At 74.9% G+C, this 17882-nt stretch carries 17 protein-coding genes; 10 read left to right on the top strand and 7 right to left on the bottom strand.

Features of this window, described 5'->3' with window-relative positions:
- Window positions 1-66: 66 nt before the first annotated feature.
- Window positions 67-834 carry a polyprenol monophosphomannose synthase gene (locus tag SNR22_RS19460; RefSeq protein ID WP_320068030.1) on the bottom strand — a complete coding sequence of 256 codons (768 nt, stop codon included), beginning with the start codon at window positions 832-834 and terminating at the stop codon, window positions 67-69.
- Between the two features lie 368 nt (window positions 835-1202).
- Between SNR22_RS19460 and SNR22_RS19455 the strand changes: the two genes are divergently transcribed.
- Genes SNR22_RS19455 through SNR22_RS19420 form a run of 8 tightly spaced genes read left to right on the top strand, consistent with a single transcriptional unit; the run spans window position 1203 to window position 10027 of the window.
- Window positions 1203-2897: an HAD-IIIA family hydrolase gene (locus tag SNR22_RS19455; protein ID WP_320068073.1), complete on the top strand. Its 1695-nt coding sequence runs from the start codon at window positions 1203-1205 to the stop codon at window positions 2895-2897.
- Entirely contained in the window at window positions 2894-3868 is a 975-nt protein-coding gene (locus SNR22_RS19450) for a glycosyltransferase (protein WP_320068029.1), read from the top strand. Before SNR22_RS19455 ends, SNR22_RS19450 begins: the two co-directional genes overlap by 4 nt.
- Window positions 3853-5070 carry a glycosyltransferase gene (locus SNR22_RS19445; RefSeq protein ID WP_320068028.1) on the top strand — a complete coding sequence of 406 codons (1218 nt, stop codon included), beginning with the start codon at window positions 3853-3855 and terminating at the stop codon, window positions 5068-5070. Before SNR22_RS19450 ends, SNR22_RS19445 begins: the two co-directional genes overlap by 16 nt.
- Window positions 5070-5864 carry an SIS domain-containing protein gene (locus SNR22_RS19440; protein ID WP_320068027.1) on the top strand — a complete coding sequence of 265 codons (795 nt, stop codon included), beginning with the start codon at window positions 5070-5072 and terminating at the stop codon, window positions 5862-5864. Before SNR22_RS19445 ends, SNR22_RS19440 begins: the two co-directional genes overlap by 1 nt.
- A 12-nt stretch (window positions 5865-5876) precedes the next feature.
- Window positions 5877-7379, top strand: coding sequence for a PfkB family carbohydrate kinase (locus SNR22_RS19435; protein WP_320068026.1), 1503 nt, complete (start codon window positions 5877-5879; stop codon window positions 7377-7379).
- Window positions 7376-8077 carry an SDR family oxidoreductase gene (locus SNR22_RS19430; protein ID WP_320068025.1) on the top strand — a complete coding sequence of 234 codons (702 nt, stop codon included), beginning with the start codon at window positions 7376-7378 and terminating at the stop codon, window positions 8075-8077. The genes SNR22_RS19435 and SNR22_RS19430 overlap by 4 nt, the downstream gene beginning before the upstream one ends.
- Window positions 8074-9060 carry a glycosyltransferase family 9 protein gene (locus SNR22_RS19425; protein ID WP_320068024.1) on the top strand — a complete coding sequence of 329 codons (987 nt, stop codon included), beginning with the start codon at window positions 8074-8076 and terminating at the stop codon, window positions 9058-9060. Before SNR22_RS19430 ends, SNR22_RS19425 begins: the two co-directional genes overlap by 4 nt.
- Window positions 9044-10027, top strand: coding sequence for a DNA topoisomerase IB (locus tag SNR22_RS19420; protein ID WP_320068023.1), 984 nt, complete (start codon window positions 9044-9046; stop codon window positions 10025-10027). The genes SNR22_RS19425 and SNR22_RS19420 overlap by 17 nt, the downstream gene beginning before the upstream one ends.
- A gap of 204 nt (window positions 10028-10231) precedes the next feature.
- Here the strand turns inward: SNR22_RS19420 and SNR22_RS19415 are convergent, their stop codons facing one another.
- Entirely contained in the window at window positions 10232-11239 is a 1008-nt protein-coding gene (locus SNR22_RS19415; RefSeq protein WP_320068022.1) for a helix-turn-helix domain-containing protein, read from the bottom strand.
- A gap of 355 nt (window positions 11240-11594) precedes the next feature.
- Between SNR22_RS19415 and SNR22_RS19410 the strand changes: the two genes are divergently transcribed.
- Entirely contained in the window at window positions 11595-11810 is a 216-nt protein-coding gene (locus tag SNR22_RS19410; protein ID WP_320068021.1) for a FadR/GntR family transcriptional regulator, read from the top strand.
- A gap of 268 nt (window positions 11811-12078) precedes the next feature.
- Here the strand turns inward: SNR22_RS19410 and SNR22_RS19405 are convergent, their stop codons facing one another.
- From SNR22_RS19405 to SNR22_RS19395, 3 genes are all read right to left on the bottom strand, one after another.
- Window positions 12079-12582: a hypothetical protein gene (locus SNR22_RS19405; protein ID WP_320068020.1), complete on the bottom strand. Its 504-nt coding sequence runs from the start codon at window positions 12580-12582 to the stop codon at window positions 12079-12081.
- Between the two features lie 71 nt (window positions 12583-12653).
- Complete coding sequence (locus SNR22_RS19400) at window positions 12654-14285, bottom strand: RecQ family ATP-dependent DNA helicase (protein WP_320068019.1); 1632 nt, start codon at window positions 14283-14285, stop codon at window positions 12654-12656.
- A 62-nt stretch (window positions 14286-14347) separates the two neighbouring features.
- Window positions 14348-14473: a hypothetical protein gene (locus tag SNR22_RS19395; protein WP_320068018.1), complete on the bottom strand. Its 126-nt coding sequence runs from the start codon at window positions 14471-14473 to the stop codon at window positions 14348-14350.
- Between the two features lie 150 nt (window positions 14474-14623).
- Here SNR22_RS19395 and SNR22_RS19390 point away from each other — a divergent pair, with 150 nt between their 5' ends.
- Window positions 14624-16171, top strand: coding sequence for a glycoside hydrolase family 3 protein (locus tag SNR22_RS19390; RefSeq protein ID WP_320068017.1), 1548 nt, complete (start codon window positions 14624-14626; stop codon window positions 16169-16171).
- 80 nt (window positions 16172-16251) lie between these two features.
- Here the strand turns inward: SNR22_RS19390 and SNR22_RS19385 are convergent, their stop codons facing one another.
- Together SNR22_RS19385 and SNR22_RS19380 are read right to left on the bottom strand one after the other, a co-directional pair.
- Window positions 16252-16536 (bottom strand): GNAT family N-acetyltransferase, encoded by a 285-nt coding sequence (locus SNR22_RS19385; protein WP_320068016.1) that lies wholly within the window; start codon window positions 16534-16536, stop codon window positions 16252-16254.
- Window positions 16533-17759 carry a cysteine desulfurase-like protein gene (locus tag SNR22_RS19380; RefSeq protein ID WP_320068015.1) on the bottom strand — a complete coding sequence of 409 codons (1227 nt, stop codon included), beginning with the start codon at window positions 17757-17759 and terminating at the stop codon, window positions 16533-16535. Before SNR22_RS19380 ends, SNR22_RS19385 begins: the two co-directional genes overlap by 4 nt.
- Between the last annotated feature and the right edge of the window lie 123 nt (window positions 17760-17882).

Genomic DNA, 17882 nt, shown 5'->3' with positions numbered 1-17882 from the left:
ACGGCGTCGCCACATACGCCGTGCCACGCCCGCCCCGGGCCATCCGCAGGGGTCCAGGGCGGGCGGTCAGCGCTCGATGTTGCGGTGCCGGGTGCGCAGCTTGAACGGCATCAGCGCACTTTCGATCTTGGTGGCGGTGGTCATCTTCGACAGCCCGTCGCGGCGCTCCTCGAAGCGGATCGGCACCTCCAGGATGGTGTGCCCGAGCTTCGTGGCCAGGTAGTGCATCTCCACCTGGAAGCTGTAGCCGTTGGACTGCACCCGATCCAGGCCGATGTCGCGCAGGGCGTCCGCCCGCCAGATCTTGAACCCGGCCGTGAGGTCGCGGATGCGCACCCGCAGCAGGGTGTGCACGTAGAGGTTGGCCCAGCCGCTGAGCGCGCGCCGGTACAGCGGCCACGCCTCGTCGAGCTGGCCGCCGGGCACGTAGCGGGAGCCGATGACCACGCCCGCCTGGGTGGAGAGCAGCGCGCCGAGCATCCCGGGCAGCGCCTCCGGCGGGTGGGACAGGTCGGCGTCCATCTGCGCCACGTACTCGGCGCCGCCGTCGAGCGCCCGGGTGATCCCGTCGACGTACGCCCGGCCGAGCCCCTCCTTGCCGGCACGGTGCACCACCCGGACCCGTTCGGGGTGCTCGACGGCCAGCTTGTCGGCCACCTCGCCGGTGCCGTCCGGGGAGTTGTCGTCGGCGACCAGCACCGTCAGGTTCGGCAGCGGCAGCGCGAGGAGCCGCTCGACCACCACCGGCAGATTGCCCGCCTCGTTGTAGGTGGGGACCACGACGGTCAGGCGCGCGTCCCGCCACGGCACGGGCAACTGCACGGGTTTGATCATGACGGACATCCTCGGTTCGCCGACAGGGTCATCAGAGAGGGTAGCCAGTTGCCCGCCCGGTGTCGTAAAGGCTCCCCGTCCGGCGGGTATGACGTGGTGTGTTGGCCCGTCCAGCCGTCGGCGAGGACGTCGAAGACGTGCCGGGGGGACGCCTCGATCACCTGGTCCACAACTGCCACTTCGCACCCGTACCCTGCCGCGAGCCGGCGCTAACGACCCGGGCGGGTTAGCTTCTCGGCGACGGCGGGTATCGCCGCACCGGAGGCGCGAGGCGCCTGCCACCGGGTGGGCGCGGTGGCGGTGGCGCGTCGGGGACGACGTTTACTCCCCGGGGCGCAGGGAACCCGCCGCGCGTGCGACGGGACCAGATGGAGCCGGATCGGCGCGAGTCAGCCCGGGTCGACCCGGGTGCTGACCGCCGGTGCGGTGGCGTCCTGTTCGACGCGGTGCTGCTGGACCGGGACGGGACGCTGATCGAGGACGTGCCGTACAACGGGGACCCGGAGAAGGTGCGGCCGGTGGCGGGGGCGCGGGAGGCGCTGGACCGGTTGCGGGCGGCCGGGCTGCGGCTGGGGGTGGTGACGAACCAGTCGGGGCTGGCCCGGGGCCTGTTCACCGCCGACCGGATGGCCGAGGTGCACGCCCGGGTGGAGGAGTTGCTGGGCCCGTTCGACTCGTGGCGGGTGTGTCCGCACGACGACGACGCGGGCTGTGGGTGCCGCAAGCCGGCGCCGGGGCTGGTGTACGCCGCCGCCGCCGACCTGGGTACGACGCCGGGGCGGTGCGTGGTGGTGGGGGACATCGGCCGGGACATGACGGCGGCGCTGGCGGCGGGGGCGGCCGGGATCCTGGTGCCGACACCGGTGACCCGGGGCGAGGAGATCGCGGCGGCGCCCTGCGTGGCGTCGACGTTGCCGCACGCCGTGGAGGAGATCCTGCGCCGGCAGGCGGCGGTGGTGCCGGTGCTGCCGCGGCGGGGTGGGACGGTGCTGGTGGTACGCGCCGACTCGGCGGGGGACGTGCTGGTGACGGGGCCGGGTGTCCGGGCGGTGGCGGCGCACGCCGAGCGGGTGGTGCTGCTGTGCGGGCCGCGGGGGCGGGCGGCGGCACGCCTGCTGCCGGGGGTGGACGAGATCGTCGAGTGGCCCCTGGAGTGGATCGACCCGGACCCGGCCCCGGTGGACCCGCGGCGCGTCGACCGTCTGGTGCGGCGGCTGGCCGCGATCGGGGCGGACGAGGCGGTGATCTTCACCAGCTTCCACCAGTCGCCGCTGCCGCTGGCACTGCTGCTGCGCCTGGCCGGGGTGGCCCGGGTGAGCGGGATCAGCGACGACTACCCGGGCAGCCTCCTCGACGTGCGCCACCGGGTGCCGGTGGGCGTGCCCGAGACCGAACGCGCCCTCTCCCTGGCCGCCGCCGCCGGCTACGCCCTGCCCGACGACGATCAGCCCCGACTGCGGCTGCGCCGAGACGCGGTCCCACCGCCGCCGCCCGAGGCCGACGAACCCGGGTACGTGGTGCTGCACCCCGGTTCGTCGGCCTCGTCGCGGGCCTGCCCGCCGGAGCTGGCCGCCCGGATCGTCCGGGTGCTCACCGGGGCGGGTTACCGGGTGGTGGTCACGGGAGGGCCCGACGAGCGGGACCTCACCGCCCGGACAGCCGCCGCCGGCGGCGTCGACCTCGGCGGGCGCACCGGACTCGCCGAGCTGGCCGGGATCATCGCCAACGCCGGCGCGCTGGTCGTCGGCAACACCGGCCCGGCGCACCTGGCCGCCGCGCTCGGGGTGCCGGTGGTCAGCCTGTTTGCCCCCACGGTCCCGTTCGGGCAGTGGGGGCCGTACCGGGTGCCGACCGTCCGGCTCGGCGACGCCGACGCGCCCTGCCGGGACACCCGTGCCGCCCATTGCCCCGTCCCCGGTCACCCCTGCCTGGCCGGGATCGACCCGGGCGCGGTGCTGGCCGCGGTGCGCCTGCTCGGCGTACCCCCGGGCACCGGCGGGCCGCGGACGCCGGCCCCGACCCGGACGGTCGTGCCGGCCGGCGGCGGCGGGAGCGGCCGATGAACGTCCTGGTGTGGCACGTGCACGGCTCCTGGGCCACCTCCTTCGTGCACGGCCGGCACCGGTACCTGGTGCCGGTCACCCCCGACCGGGGCGCCTACGGCCTCGGCCGGGCCCGCACCTACCCGTGGCCCGACAGCGCCGTCGAGGTCAGCCCCGACGCGCTCGCCCGGGCCGATGTTGATGTGGTGGTCCTCCAGCGTCCCGAGGAGTTCGACCTGGCCTGCGAGTGGCTGGGCCGCAGGGTCGGCCGCGACGTGCCCGCGATCTACGTCGAGCACAACACGCCCAAGGGCGACGTGCCCGACACCCGGCATCCGATGGCCGACCGCGACGACCTGCTCCTGGTCCACGTCACCGGGTTCAACGAACTCTTCTGGGACAGCGGCACCACCCGCACCACGGTGGTCGAGCACGGCGTCGTCGCACCGAAGGTCGAGTGGACCGGCGAGCTCGACCGGCTCGCCGTCGTGATCAACGAGCCGGTACGCCGCTGGCGGGTCACCGGCACCGACCTGCTGCCCCGGTTCGCCGCCGTCGCCCCGCTCGACGTCTTCGGCATGGGGGTGAGCGGGCTCGCCGACCGGCTGGGCCTGCCTGCCGACCGGGTTGTCACCCACGACGACGTGCCGCAGGAGTTAATGCACGCCGAGCTGGGCCGGCGGCGGGCGTACCTGCACCTGTGCCGGTGGACCTCGCTCGGGCTCAGCCTGATCGAGGCGATGGCCATCGGCATGCCGGTCGTCGCGCTGGCCACCACCGAGGCGGTGGTGGCGGTGCCGCCGGACGCCGGCGCCATCTCCACCCGGGTCGGGGAGCTGGTGGGGGCGACCCGCCGCCTCCTCGAGGACCCGGAGGCCGCCCGCCGGGCGGGCGCGGCGGCCCGGCGGGCCGCACGGGAGCGCTACGGCCTGGACCGTTTCCTCGCTGACTGGGACCGGCTGCTGGAGGAGGAAGTATGCGCGTCGCGATGATCTCGGAGCACGCCAGCCCGCTCGCCGTCCTCGGCGGCGAGGACGCCGGTGGCCAGAACACGCACGTCGCCGAGCTCTCCGCCGCACTGGTGGCCGCCGGGCACGACGTGCGGGTGTACACCCGCCGGGACGCGGTGGACCTGCTGGGAACGGTCCGTGGCCCCGACGGCTACGACGTGGTGCACGTGCCGGCCGGGCCCGCCGAGCCGGTCGCCAAGGACGCGTTGCTGCCGCACATGCCGGCGTTCGGCCGCTGGCTGGTCGACCGGTGGCGCGGCGGGGACTGGGCGCCCGACGTGATCCACGCGCACTTCTGGATGAGCGGCCTGGCCGCGCTCACCGCCGGCCGGCGGACCGGGGTGCCGGTGGTGCTGACGTACCACGCCCTCGGCACCGTGAAGCGACGCCACCAGGGCGTGCAGGACACCAGCCCGCCCGGCCGGATCGGCCACGAGCGGGAGCTGGGCCGCTCGGTCGACCGGGTGGTCGCCCAGTGCCAGGACGAGGTGGGTGAGCTGGTCCGGATGGGGGTGCCCCGGTCCCGGATCACCGTCGTGGCGTCCGGGGTCAACCTCGGCACGTTCGCGCCGCTCGGCCCGGCCGCCGAACGCGGCCCGGGGCGGGCCCGCATCCTCACCGTCGGCCGGCTGGTGGAGCGCAAGGGCTTCCAGGACGTGATCCGGGCGATGCCGCTGGTGCCCGAGGCCGAGTGCGTGGTGGTGGGCGGCCCGCCCGAGGGGCTGTTGGAGACCGACCCGCACGCCCGCCGGCTGCGGGCCCTCGCCGGATCGTGCGGGGTCGCCGACCGGGTCACCCTGGTCGGGGCGGTGCCCCGCGAGGAGATGGGCCGCTGGTACCGCTCCGCCGACCTGCTGGTCGCGGCCCCCTGGTACGAGCCGTTCGGGCTCACCCCGCTGGAGGCGATGGCCTGCGGCGTGCCGGTGGTCGGCACGGCCGTCGGCGGGCTGACCGACACCGTCCTCGACGGGGTGACCGGCGACCTGGTCCCAGCCCGTGACCCGGGCGCGCTGGGTGCCGCGATCCGGCGCCTGCTCGACGACCGGATCCGCCGGTTCGCGTACGCCGGCGCGGCCCGCGACCGGGCCCGCCGCAGCTACTCCTGGCCGGCGGCGGCCGAGCGGCTGGCCGAGTTGTACGGCCAGGTGGCAGCGGTGCGTCGGCCGACCCGGGTGGTCGCCTGATGGCCGCCAGGCCGACCCGACCGGCAGACCGGGCCGCCCCGTCGGTGCTCGACGCGCACCTGGAGAACCTGGCCGCCGCGCTGCCGCCGTTGCGCGGCTCGGAAGAGCTGCTGGCCCGGTGGGGCGGGGAGTTGGCGCACCGGCTGGCTGCCGGGGGGCGGTTGCTGGTGGCCGGCAACGGCGGCAGCGCCGCCGAGGCCCAGCACCTCACCGCCGAACTCGTCGGCAAACTCCGCGACGACCGCGAACCGCTCTCCGCCATCGCCCTGCACGCCGAGACCTCCGCGCTCACCGCCATCGGCAACGACTACGGCTACGACGAGGTCTTCGCCCGCCAGGTCCGCGCCCATGGCCGCCCCGACGACATCCTCCTGTTGCTGTCCACCAGCGGCGCCAGCAGCAACCTCCTCGCCGCCGTCGCCGCCGGCCGTCGCAGCGGCCTGCGCTGCTGGGCCTTCACCGGCCCCACCCCGAACCCCCTCGCCGACGCCTGTCACGACGTGCTCGCCATCGCCTCCCCGGACAGCCAGGTCGTCCAGGAGCTGCACCTGGTCTGCACGCACGTGCTCTGCGAGTACGTCGACCGGGTGCTCCCCGCCGCCCTCGCGGCGGCGGGCGCGACGGCGGCGCGGCCCCCGGGCGGCCCGCAGCCGTCGGAACGGCCGACGGTGCAGGCGGCCGGTGGGCCGGAAGGGCCTTCGATGGGCGCGGCCGGGGGACCGGACCGGCCGGTGCGCGCTGGGGTCGAGGTGGTGCTGGACGGCGAAGCCGACCGGCCGGTCGAGGCGGGATGAGGAGGCGAGCTGATGGCAGGACCGGTGGTGGTGCTCGGTGACATCCTGCTCGACCGGGACGTCGAGGGGGTGGTCAACCGGCTCTGCCCGGACTCCCCGGTCCCGGTCCTCGACGAGTCCACGGCCGTGGACCGGCCCGGCGGCGCCGGCCTGGCGGCGGTCTTCGCCGCCGCCCAGGGCGCCGAGGTGGCGCTGGTGACCGCTCTCGCCGACGACGCGGGCGGAGCCCGGCTCGCCGAGCTGCTCGCTGCCGCCGGTGTGCGGGTGTACGCGCTGCCGCTGCGCGGTGCCACCCCGGAGAAGGTCCGCCTGCATGCCCGGGGTCGGGTGCTGCTGCGGCACGACCGGGGCGGAGCGGACGGGGAGCCCGGTGAGCCGAGCGACGCCGTCCTGCGGCTGCTCGCCTCCGCGTCCGCCGTGTTGGTCAGCGACTACGGCCGGGGGGTGGCCCGGCAGCCGGCGCTGCGCTCCGCGCTCGCGGCGACCCGCGCGCCCGTGGTGTGGGACCCGCACCCGCGCGGACCGGCGGCGGTGCCGGGGGTGCACCTGGCCACCCCGAACGAGTCGGAGGTGCGGGAGCTGGTGAAGACCACGCCCGGTGCGTCCCGGCTGGCCACCGCGTCACGGGGCGCGCAGGAGCTGCGCCGGCGCTGGCGGGCCGGCGCGGTCACCGTGACCCTGGGCGGCGACGGCGCGTTGCTCTGCCACGCCGGATCGACCCCGCTGGTGGTGCCCGCGCCGGCCCGCGCCGAGGGGGACACCTGCGGCGCGGGCGACCGGTTCGCGGCGACCGCCACCATCGCGCTGTCGGACGGCGCGCTGGTCTCCGAGGCGGTGCAGGCGGCGGTCACCGAGGCGTCGGCATACGTCGCCGCCGGGGGAGTGTCCACCGCCCTGCCACCGGCCCGCCCGGTCACCGTGACGGGGTCCCGGCCGGCCGGCGGCGACCGGGTCGGGGTCGTCGCCGCCGCCACGGTGATCGCCGCGATCCGCGCCGGCGGTGGCACGGTCGTCGCCACCGGCGGGTGCTTCGACCTGCTGCACGCCGGGCACGTGGCCACCCTGGAGGCGGCCCGTCAGCTCGGCGACTGCCTGGTCGTCTGCCTCAACTCCGACGCCAGTGTGGCCGGCCTGAAGGGTCCGGACCGGCCGGTGGTGCCGCAGGGCGACCGCGGCCGGCTGCTGGCGGCGCTGGGTTGCGTCGACGCGGTGCTCGTCTTCGACGAGCCCACCCCGGAGGCGGCCCTGACCTGGCTGCGTCCGGACGTCTGGGTCAAGGGCGGCGACTATGCCACCGGGGGTGAGCCGGGGCTGCCCGAGGCGGAGCTGCTGCGCCGCTGGGGCGGGCACACGGTGGTGGTGCCGTACCTCGACGGGCGCTCCACCACCGACATGATCGCCGCCGCCCGTGCCGGCGGTGCGACGACCGGGCGCCCCGGCGACCGGACGCCCACCCCGCCGGGGCCGGGCGGCGCGGTGGGCGCGGACGGTGCGACGGCGAAGGGGGCACGATGACCGGCAACGCTGCGGGGACGGGACGGACCGTCCTGGTCACGGGTGGGTCGAGCGGGTTGGGGGCGGCCGTGGTGACGGCGGTCGCCCGGGCCGGCGGCCGGCCGCTGGTGCTGGACCGCAACGCGCCGGCCGACGGGGTGCCGTGGGTCGAGTGCGACCTGGCCGACACCCGGGCCGCCGAGGCGGCCACCCGGCAGCTCGCCGAACGCTCCGGCGGCCTCGACGCCGTCGTCACCGCCGCCGGCATCGACGTCCCCGGCAGGCTCGCCGACGTCCCGGGCGAGACCTGGGACAAGATCATCGCGGTGGACCTGCTCGCCACCGCCGCGGTGATCCGGGCCGCCCTGCCGTGGCTGGAGGCGTCCCGGGGCAACGTGGTCACCGTCGCCTCCACCCTCGGCGTCAAGGCGGTCAGTGACGCCACCGCATACTGCGCCGCGAAGTTCGGCGTCGTCGGCTTCACCCGCGCCCTCGCCGCCGAGCTCGCCGGCACCGTCGGCGTCACCCTGCTCGTCCCCGGCGGCATGCGTACCGCGTTCTTCGACACCCGGGACGCGCAGTACCGGCCGGGGCCCGACGCCAACCTGAACGACCCCGCTGACACCGCAGCCGCCGTCATGTTCGCCCTCTCCCAACCGCCAGGCAGCGCCGTGCGCGAACTGGTGGTCTGCGCAGAGCGAGAGTCGTCGTACCCGTGATCCTCGTGCTGCGCGCCCTGGGCGTCGGGGACCTCGCCACCGGGGTCCCCGCGTTGCGTGCCCTGCGCGCAGCCCACCCCGGCCGGGAGCTGGTCCTGGCCGCTCCCCGCTGGCTGGCACCCCTGGTCGGCCTCGTCGGCGGCATCGACCGCCTTTTGCCCATCGACGGCCTCGGCTCCCTTCCGCGAGCCGGTCCCGCCCCGGACCTCGCGGTCAACCTGCACGGACGAGGCCCCCGGTCGCACCGCGTGCTCGCCGCCACCCGCCCCCGCCGGCTGCTGGCCTTCGCCAACCCCGCGGCCGGCCACACCGACGGACCGCAATGGCGCGAGGACGAACACGAGGTCGACCGCTGGTGCCGCCTGCTCGCCTGGTACGACATCCCCGCCGACCGCTCCGATCTCGCCCTGCGCCGCCCCGCACCCGACCGGGTGCCGACCGGGGCCACCGTCGTGCACCCCGGCAGCAAGATCCCGGCCAAGCGCTGGCCGGCACGGCGGTTCGCGGCGCTGGCCCGGGAGCTGACCGACCGGGGCCACCGGGTGGTGGTCACCGGCTCGGCGGAGGAGCGGGAGCTGGCCGGTCAGGTGGCGTACCACGCGGGGTTGCCGCCGCAGGCGGTGCTCGCCGGCCGGACGGACCTCGGCGATCTCGCCGCCCTCGTCGCGCACGCCCGCCTGGTGGTCAGCGGCGACACCGGCGTCGCCCACCTCGCCACCGGCTACGGCACGGCGTCGGTGGTGCTCTTCGGACCCGTCCCGCCGGCCCGGTGGGGGCCGCCGCCGGACCGCCCCCGGCACCGGGTGCTCTGGGGTGGCGACGGTGGGCACCGGCACCCGGCCGACGGGCAACCGAGGGATTGGCCCGCAAATGATGGGGTGTCAACCAATTTGATGCTGGCGGCCGTCGGCGTCGACGAGGTGCTGGCTGCGGTGGACGACGTGGAACGGGCGGTGCGGGTCTCCGGTGCGGTTACGGCGTAGCGATCCGGGCAGCACGGGGTACGGCCGACGGCGACGCGGCCAGGGCTGGCTCTTCCTCGACCCGGCGGGCGAACGGGTCCGGCACCCCGACGAGCTGGCCCGGCTGCGGGACCTGGTGATCCCGCCGGCCTGGCAGCACGTGTGGATCTCGCCCCACCCCAACGGGCACATCCAGGCCACCGGGATCGACGCCGCCGGCCGCAAGCAGTACCTCTACCACCCCCGATGGCGGCAGAAGCAGGACGAGGCGAAGTTCGACCATGTGCTCCAGGTCGCCCATCGGTTGCCGGTGCTGCGCGAGCGGGTGGAGCGTGACCTGTCCGGCCGTGGCCTCAACCGGGACCGGGTGCTCGCCACCGTTGCCCGCCTGCTCGACATGGGGATGTTCCGGGTCGGTAGCGACCAGTACGCGGTCGGCGACGACGCCACCTTCGGCGTCGCCACGCTGCGCCCCGAGCACGCCCGCAGCCGGGGCGGCTGCGTGGTGTTCGAGTTCCCGGCCAAGGGCGGGATCGACCAGGTGCGGCGGATCTCCGACCCGGAGTTGTGCCGGGTGCTGATCGACCTGCGCCGCCGCCGGCGCAGCGCCGAGCGACTCTTCGGCTACTGGGACGACCGGGACTGGCGGGACGTGCGCAGCGACGAGGTCAACGAGTACCTGCGCGACGCCAGCGGCGGCGAGATGACCGCGAAGGACTTCCGCACCTGGCACGCCACCGTGCTGGCCGCCACCGAGCTGGCGACCAGGGGGCCGGCCCGCTCCGCCACGGCCCGGAAGAAGTCGGTGGCGGCGGTGATGCGCGAGGTCGCCGAGCTGCTCGGCAACACGCCGACGGTGGCCCGGAACTCGTACGTGGACCCCCGGGTGGTCGACCTGTTCCACGACGGGGTGGTCGCGCCGGTGGACCCGGACATGCCCCGGGGCGAGGCCGAGCGGAGGGTGTTGGAGCTGCTGGAGGACGCCTGAGCCGGCCCCGCCGACACCGGGCGGTCGCCCGCGACCGCGCGGGTCGCGGGCGCCTCGCCACGGCCCCCCGTTACCTGTGGGCCGTCGCACCGGTTGCCCGGTGGCCGGCCCAGGCCCAGTATGCGGCGCGGGCCGGCCGGGGAAGTTGACCGTCGACGCCGGGCGGTTGACGATCCGTGCCGACTCCGGGTCGGCGTGTCGGCGTCATCCGGGCGGCGGGTCGCCCTCCGGCCGCTGCCCCTCCCGCCAGGCCCGGGGGCTGACCCCGTACGCGGCGCGGAATGCGCGGCTGAAGTGGGCCTTGTCGCGGAAACCCCAGCGGGCGGCGACGGCATGCACGGTCTGGCCCTGCAGCAGCAGGTCGGCCAGGTCGCGCCGGCAGCGTTCGAGCCGGCGGCGGCGGATGGCGCCGCTGACGGACTCGTCCTGGTCGGCGAAGAGCCGGTGCAGCGTGCGCAGGGCGACGTGGTGGGCGTCGGCGACGGACTGGGGGGACAGGTCGGGGTCGGCGAGGTGGCGCTCGATGAAGTCGTGAACCTGGATGAGCAGCGCCTGCTGGCGTACCTCGGCCGGGAGCGCGGTCTCGGCGTCGAGGTGTCGGGCGAGCAGCAGGGAGATCAGGGTGAGGGTGATGTCGGCCAGGTGCGGGGCGTCTGCGGCGCGGAACTGTCGGGGGTGGCGGGTGATCTGGTCCAGGTGCCGGGCCAGTAGCGCCCCGGGGCCCTCAGTGCCCGGCATCCGGGCCGTGGCGAGCCGGTCGACCCGGTCCGGGTGCAGGGGCAGCCGCGAGCGGGGGAACAGCGCGGTGACCGAGCTGGTGGGTTGCCGCCCGTCGTCCCGGCCGAGGTGCAGCAGCTCGTGCGGCCGCCCCCAGTCGAGCAGGGTGAAATCGCCCACCGGGATGGTGTTCGTGGCCCGGCGTGCGCCGATCGAGCTGGTGCCGGAGAGGGTGAGGGCGACCTGGTACACCTCCGGGTCGGCCTGCCGGATCAGGCGCGGCGTGCGTCGGCCGACGAGGGACTGGTAGCGGAACCGGCTCAGCTCGATGCCACCCAGCGCGATGATGTCGGCGCTGGCCCGAAAGTCCGCTGTGTGCTCGCTGTCCATGGCCATCGGGGCGGAGACTCGGGAGGCGATCTCCGTGAAGTAGGCCCAGCGCTCCGCCTTCGGCCGCCGCGTTGTGTCCAAACTCTCGACGTGCAGCCCGCTCATCACCGACCTCCCCCAGATGTTGCCCGTGCCGGGTCCATGACACGGCCGTCGATCAATCATCGCCAACCGACACGTTTGTTGCCCAGGTTCTTCGCTGTGGCATAAATCCATTCTCGACGGTCTCCGTCGTCGACGCGGTAAGCGGCCGGGCGGATGACCGCGAGGAGGTTCTGTGCGGCGGTAGCCGGTCACCGGTCAGGCCGACGAGGGCGGCCAGGCGGAATGACCGCCATCGTGCTCCACGACCTCGGCAACCGCGCGAAGCGCACGCCTGGTTCCGCACCGCAGCACGCGCCGGCCCCGAGGGAATCAACCGCCGCTGGAACTCCCCATAAGGGCCGGGCCGTTTGGTGCTGTGCCACCGCGTTACCGCTACGAGGAGATCGCCGACGATCTCGCCGTACGCATCGCGGCGGGAGAGTTCCCGCCCGGCTCCAAACTGCCCAGCCGACGAGAGCTGATTGAGCAGTACGGGGTCACCGAGCCAGTGATCGACCGTGCCATGCAGGTCCTACGGATCAAGGGAATGACCGAGACGCTGCCGGGTGTCGGCGTCTTCGTCGCCGAGTAGCCCGCCCCGGACGATCAGCCATCCTTTCGCGCCCGATTCCTGGTTCGGCCACTGCGAACAGAAACACCGGGCGCACCTCTCCCATGCCCTCACCGGGCTCGGCGAGACCACCCGAGCCGGCAGAATGGGGAACGGTGGTGCCACACCGGCGACCGGCCCCGCCACACCCGTCGCCGCTTCAGGAACCCATTAGGAACCCATTGGGCCCTCGGTGCGGGCTCGACCCGGCCGTCCCCGCACCGGGGACGGCCGGCGTGACGCCTGCGGATCAGTCGTTCAGCACCTGGGAGAGCCGGTCGCGGAACCGCCGCTCGGAGTCGCTGACCTGGTCGCCGCCGAGGCCGAGGATGCCGCCGCTGGAGGACGCGCCCACCACCTGGTCGGCGACCTTCGTGAGCCAGTGCTTGTAGGCGCCGGCCTCGCCCTCGTCGACCTTGTCGGACAGCAGTCGGGCCGCCGAGGCCGCCCGGTTCAGCACGTCCTCGATCATCGCCCGCGGGTCGGCGGGTGCGATGACCGGCAGTTCCTCGCCGGCGTCCGGGTCGCCCACCCGGGAGACGATCTCGCCCGCCACGGCGGCGACGAGAGGGCTGGCCGACTCCCGGCCGGCGGCGATGGTCTCCAGGCCGGCGGCGTTCTCGGCCATGGTGCGGCGGGCGCTGTCGTGCTCGGCGGCGCTCGCCGCGGTCAGCACCGACTGCGGCAGGCCGACCAATAGCCCCCACTCCGCGTCGGAGAAACCGAAATCGGTGTACGCAGGCTGCTCGATCACGGCCGCGCTCCTCTCATCTGATCTTATTCGGCTCGACTGCCGCCGCCCCGGTCGTCGGGGCCCGGCTCAGGCTAGTTGAGGGTCAGCAGGCCCTGTTCGGACACCACGCGCACCGACAACGTCTTGTACCCGACCTCGTCGAAGAGCACCGTCATCCGGTCCTCCTCGTAGCTGAGCACCATGCCGGGGCCCCATTCCGGGTGCCGCACCTGGCTGTGCACCGGGAACGGCCCGCTGGACCCGTCGTCGGCGACGCTCGTGCCGGCCAGACAGTTGTCGCAGTGCCCGCAGACCTCGGTCATCTGCTCGCCGAAGTAGGCCAGCAGCGACTGCCCCCGGCAGCCGGTGGTCTCGGCGAAGGCCCGCATCATGTCGGTGCGGGAGCGGGTCACAGTCTGCTGGCGTTCCGCCTCGGCTCGCGCGGCCTCGCCGGCGTCGGCCGGCTTCGGGGCGTACCGGGGCACGCCGATCCGCTGCTGCGACCGCGGCTCGGCGGCCCCGACCTGTTCCAGCAGGGCGAGGTGCTGGCCGAGCTTGCGCGGCCCCAGGCCGGTCAGCTCCCGTAGCTCCTTCTTCGTGATCGGCTTCTTGCGCAGCAGGGCGGCCAGGTCGCGAAGCTCGGTGGCGTCCGGTAGGCCGCCGGAGAAGAAGCGTTGCAGCCCGACGTCCTCGGCCTGCCACAGCAGCAGCACCCGGGCCTGCGCCCCGTCGCGGCCGGCCCGACCGATCTCCTGGAAGTAGCTGTCCGGCGAGTCGGGCAGGGCCATGTGCACCACCCAGGCGATGTTGGGCTTGTCGATGCCCATGCCGAACGCCGAGGTGGCCACCATGATCGGCACCCGGTCGGCGAGGAACGCCTCGTGCAGTTCGTTGCGCGCCCCGGTGGCCATGCCGCCGTGGTAGTACTGCGCCGGGTAGTCGGCGTCGGTGAGCCGGGCGGCCAGTTCCTCGGCCGCGCGTCGGGTCGGCACGTAGATGATCCCGGGGCGCTGGTCCTCGCGCAGCAGCGCGATCAGCCGCCGCCACCGGTAGTCCTCGGTGGGGCAGTGCGCCACCTCCAGGAAGAGGTTCGCCCGGTCCAGCCCGGAGACCACCACCTCGGCGTCGCGCAGCCGCAGCCGGGCGATGATGTCGTCGCGTACCGGCGGCGAGGCGGTGGCGGTCAGGGCGACCACCGGGGGCCGGCCGATGCCCTCGATGAGGTGGCCCAGCGCCAGGTAGTCGGGGCGGAAGTCGTGCCCCCACGCCGAGATGCAGTGCGCTTCGTCGATCGCGACGAGGGCCGGCTTGAGGGACTTCACCTCCGCCATCCGGTCGGGGTTGGCGAGCTGCTCCGGGGTGATGAACAGGAACTCGGCCCGGCCCTCCCGGATCTCCGCGACCGCCTCCGCCTGCTGGGCGGGTGTCTCGTCCGAGCTGATCCGCACCGCCCGCAGTTCCGGGCGCTGGCGCTCGTTGAGCGCCGCGATCTGGTCCTGTTGGAGGGCGAGCAGTGGGGAGATCACCACGGTCGGACCGGGGATCAGGCTGGCCGGGATCTGGTAGATCGCCGACTTGCCGGCGCCGGTGGGCAGTACCACCAGGGCGTCGCGTCGCTTCATCACCGCGCGCATGGCGGCGAGCTGGTTGGGTCGCAGGGCGGTCCAGCCGAACAGGCTGCGTGCCGCGCGGCGCAACGTCATCGCGTGCGTGGACAGTTTCATCGAGGTCCGGAGGTACCCGAGACGATCACTGGTGAAACCCGGTGCGGGGAGAGCTCGCGGGCTCAGCGCCGGCCGAACATCGCCCGGATGGCGGCGAGCAGGAGCAGGCCGCCGACGACCAGGCCGAGCAGGCGCACGCCCGGCACATCGGCCGCCCCGGTCGCGTCGGCGAGGGGCACGAGTGGCATATGGGAACTCTCCCATGTGCGGCCGGCCCACGCCACAGCGCAACAGTAAAGTTTCTTGACTATTTAGGGGTGCCGGTGTGACCATGGCAAGCGGCCGCCGCAGCCGGCGGCTGGTCGGGCAACGGAACGAGACGGGGGTACGGCAGCCGCATGAGCAGCGCATCGACGGGGAAGCTGGCGAGCTTGGCGGCCGCCGTCCTGCAACCGGGATTCGTCGGCACCACCCCACCGCCCTGGGTCTGCCGGTGGCTCGGCGAGGGGCTCGGCTCGGTGGTGCTCTTCGCCCGGAACATCGTCGATCTCGACCAGGTCGCCGCCCTCACCGCCACCCTGCGCGCGGAGCGGCCCGACGTGATCGTCGCCATCGACGAGGAGGCCGGCGACGTCACCCGGATCGAGTCCGCCCGGGGCAGTTCCCGCCCCGGCAACTTCGCCCTCGGCACTGTGGACGACCCGGAGCTGACCCGCGAGGTGGCCGGCGATCTCGGCCGCGAACTGGCGGCGGTCGGCGTCACCCTCAACTACGCCCCGGACGCCGACGTCAACTCCAACCCGGCCAATCCGGTCATCGGGGTGCGCGCTTTCGGCGCCGACCCGGCCCTGGTCGCCCGGCACACCGTGGCGTGGGTCCGGGGCCTCCAGTCCGGTGGGGTCGCCGCGTGCGCCAAGCACTTCCCCGGCCACGGCGACACAAAGGTCGACTCGCACCACGACCTGCCCCGCATCGGCGGGACCCGCCAGCAGCTCGACGCCGCCGAACTGGTCCCGTTCCGAGCCGCCGTGGCGGCCGGGGTGCGGGCCGTGATGACCGGCCACCTGCTCGTCCCCGCGCTGGACCCGGAGCTGCCGGCCACGCTCAGCCCACGCATCCTCGGCGGCCTGCTCCGCGACGAGCTCGGCTTCTCCGGTCTGGTGGTCACCGACGCGGTGGAGATGCGGGCCGTCGCCGACCGGTACGGCTTCGCGGGGGCAGCCGTCCGCGCCCTCGCCGCAGGCGCGGACGCGATCTGCGTCGGCGGCGAGCGGGCCGACGAGGACGCCGCCCGCGAGCTGCGCGACGCCATCGTCGCCGCCGTGCTGGCCGGCGAGCTGACCGAGGATCGCCTGGCCGAGGCGGCCCAGCGGGTCGGCCAACTCGCCACCTGGACGACGGCCGCCCGGGCCGGCCTCCCGCCCCACCGCAGTGGGGCGGACTGCTCCCCGGTCGGGCTGGCCGCCGCCCGCCGGGCGGTCCGGGTGACCGCGAGGCTCGGCGCCGAGTCGGCGCTGCCGCTGGCCGCCGCCCCGCACGTGGTCGAGTTCGCGCCGCCCCACAACATCGCCATGGGCCCCGAGACCCCCTGGGGGCTTGCCGCCCCGCTCGCCGGCCTGCTCCCCGGCACCACCTCGCTACGCCTCGGCGAGGCCGACCTGCCGGTCGACCCGACCGCCGGGGCATCCGGCCGACCGCTGGTGTTGGTGGTCCGTGACCTGCACCGGCACGAATGGATGGGCGTCGCCGTGCGGCGGGCCATCGCCACCCGCCCCGACGCGGTGGTGGTCGAACTCGGCGTGCCCGCCCTGGTCGCCGGAGCGGTCCACGTGGCCACCCACGGCGCCACCCGGGCCGGCGCCTGCGCCGCCGCCGAACTGCTCGCCGGCACCCGATCCGCCGCCGAACCGCTGCTGGCCGACCTCGGGGATACCGTCGTCCGCTGACGGGCCCGCGGCCGGTTGTCGGGCCCGCCGGTGGGAGGGGGCCCGCCGGTGGGAGGGGGCCCGCCGGTGGGGCCTGCGGGTCAGACGGTGGTGACGAGGTCCGCGTACTCGGGGTGGCGCTCGATGAATGCCGCCATGAAGGGGCACCTCGGCACCAGCCGGTCGCCGCGCTCGCGGACCTGGTCCAGGGTGGCCCGCATCAGCGCGGAGCCCACCCCCATGTTCTGGAAGCCAGGGTCGATCTCGGTGTGGGTGAAGACCAACACCTCGCCCCGGGGCAGGTACGCCGTGAAACCGGCCAGCGCGTTGTCGACCAGGATCTCGAAGCGGTGGCGGGCGGGATCGTCCTCGACCAGGAAGCTCACCCTGCCATTCTGCCCCCGCACTCCGCCAGCCGGTCCAGTTCGGCCAGCAGCCGGTCCACCTCGTCGACGGTGTTGTAGTGGTACACGCTGGCCCGTACCGCGCCACCGCTGTCCCGCAGCCCCATCGCCTGGAAGTACTCGTAGGCGTAGTAGTCCCCGTAGGAGAGGCAGAGACCCCGCTCGCCGAGCGCCGCGGCGGTGTCGGCCGGGGTCAGCCCGGCCACCCGGAACGACACCGTGGGACAGCGCCGGGCCGGTGACCCGTACACGGTGATCGCCGGCCGGGCGGTCAGGCCGGCGAGCAGTCGGTCGAAGACCTGCTCCTCGTGCATCTGGGCGGCGGCCAGCCCGGCCCGCACACGCTCCCGCCGGTCGCCGGTGGCGGCCGGGTCCAGCCCGGCCAGGTGGTCCACGGCGGCGGCCACCCCGGCGAGCAGCGGAAAGCTGGGAGTGCCCGCCTCGAACCGGTCCGGCACCGCGTCGGAGGAGGGCCGCAGCTTGGCCGGGCGCAGGGTCTCCCACCCGGCGGGGTCGGCGACCATCGCCGCCAGGTGTGGCCCGGACCACTTGTACGCGCTGGTCACCAGGAAGTCCGCGCCGAGCGCGGCGACGTCGGTGGGACCGTGCGGCACCGAGTGCACCCCGTCCACGCAGACCAGCGCCCCGACCGCGTGCGCCACCTTGGCGATCGCCGGCACGTCCGGCACCGTGCCGATCGCGTTGCTGCCGGCCGTCACCGCGACCAGCCGGGTCCGCTCGCCGATCAGGTCGGCGTACTGGTCGGTCGGCAGTTCGCCGGTGGCCCGGTCGAACTCCGCCCAGCGCACGGTCGCCCCGGCCGCCTCCGCCGCCTGCACCCAGGGCCGCACGTTCGCGTCGTGGTCCAGGCGGGAGACGACCACCTCGTCGCCCGGCCGCCAGCCCGCCCCGAGGGTACGGGCCAGCGTGTATGTCAGCGCGGTCGCGCTCGGCCCGAGCACCACGCCCTCCGGCCGCGCCCCGAGCAGGTCCGCCACCGCCGAGCGGGCAGCGGTCACCATCTCCAGCGACCGACGACCCGGGACGAACGCGGCGCTGCGGTTGCCGACGGCGGCGCGCATCGCGGCGGTGACCGCGTCGACGACGGGCGCGGCGGTCTGGGTGCCCCCGGCGCCGTCGAGGTGGACGTAGCCCTCGGCCAGGGCGGGGTAGGCAGCCCGGATGCGGGCGAGGTCGAACGGCATGAACCGCACCCTAGTCCCGCAGCCCCACCGCAAGAAGGGGATCCTGCTCTACCCGGAGGCGTTAAGAAGGGGCTCCTTTTCCTTATCCCAAGGTGGTCGCGGGCGTCTCGTACCCTTGATCGG

It is taken from the genome of Micromonospora sp. RTGN7, from assembly GCF_033804645.1.
GTDB lineage: Bacteria > Actinomycetota > Actinomycetes > Mycobacteriales > Micromonosporaceae > Micromonospora.
The sequence above is the reverse complement of the archived record's forward strand: the minus strand, read 5'-3'. Positions and strand labels throughout refer to the sequence as shown.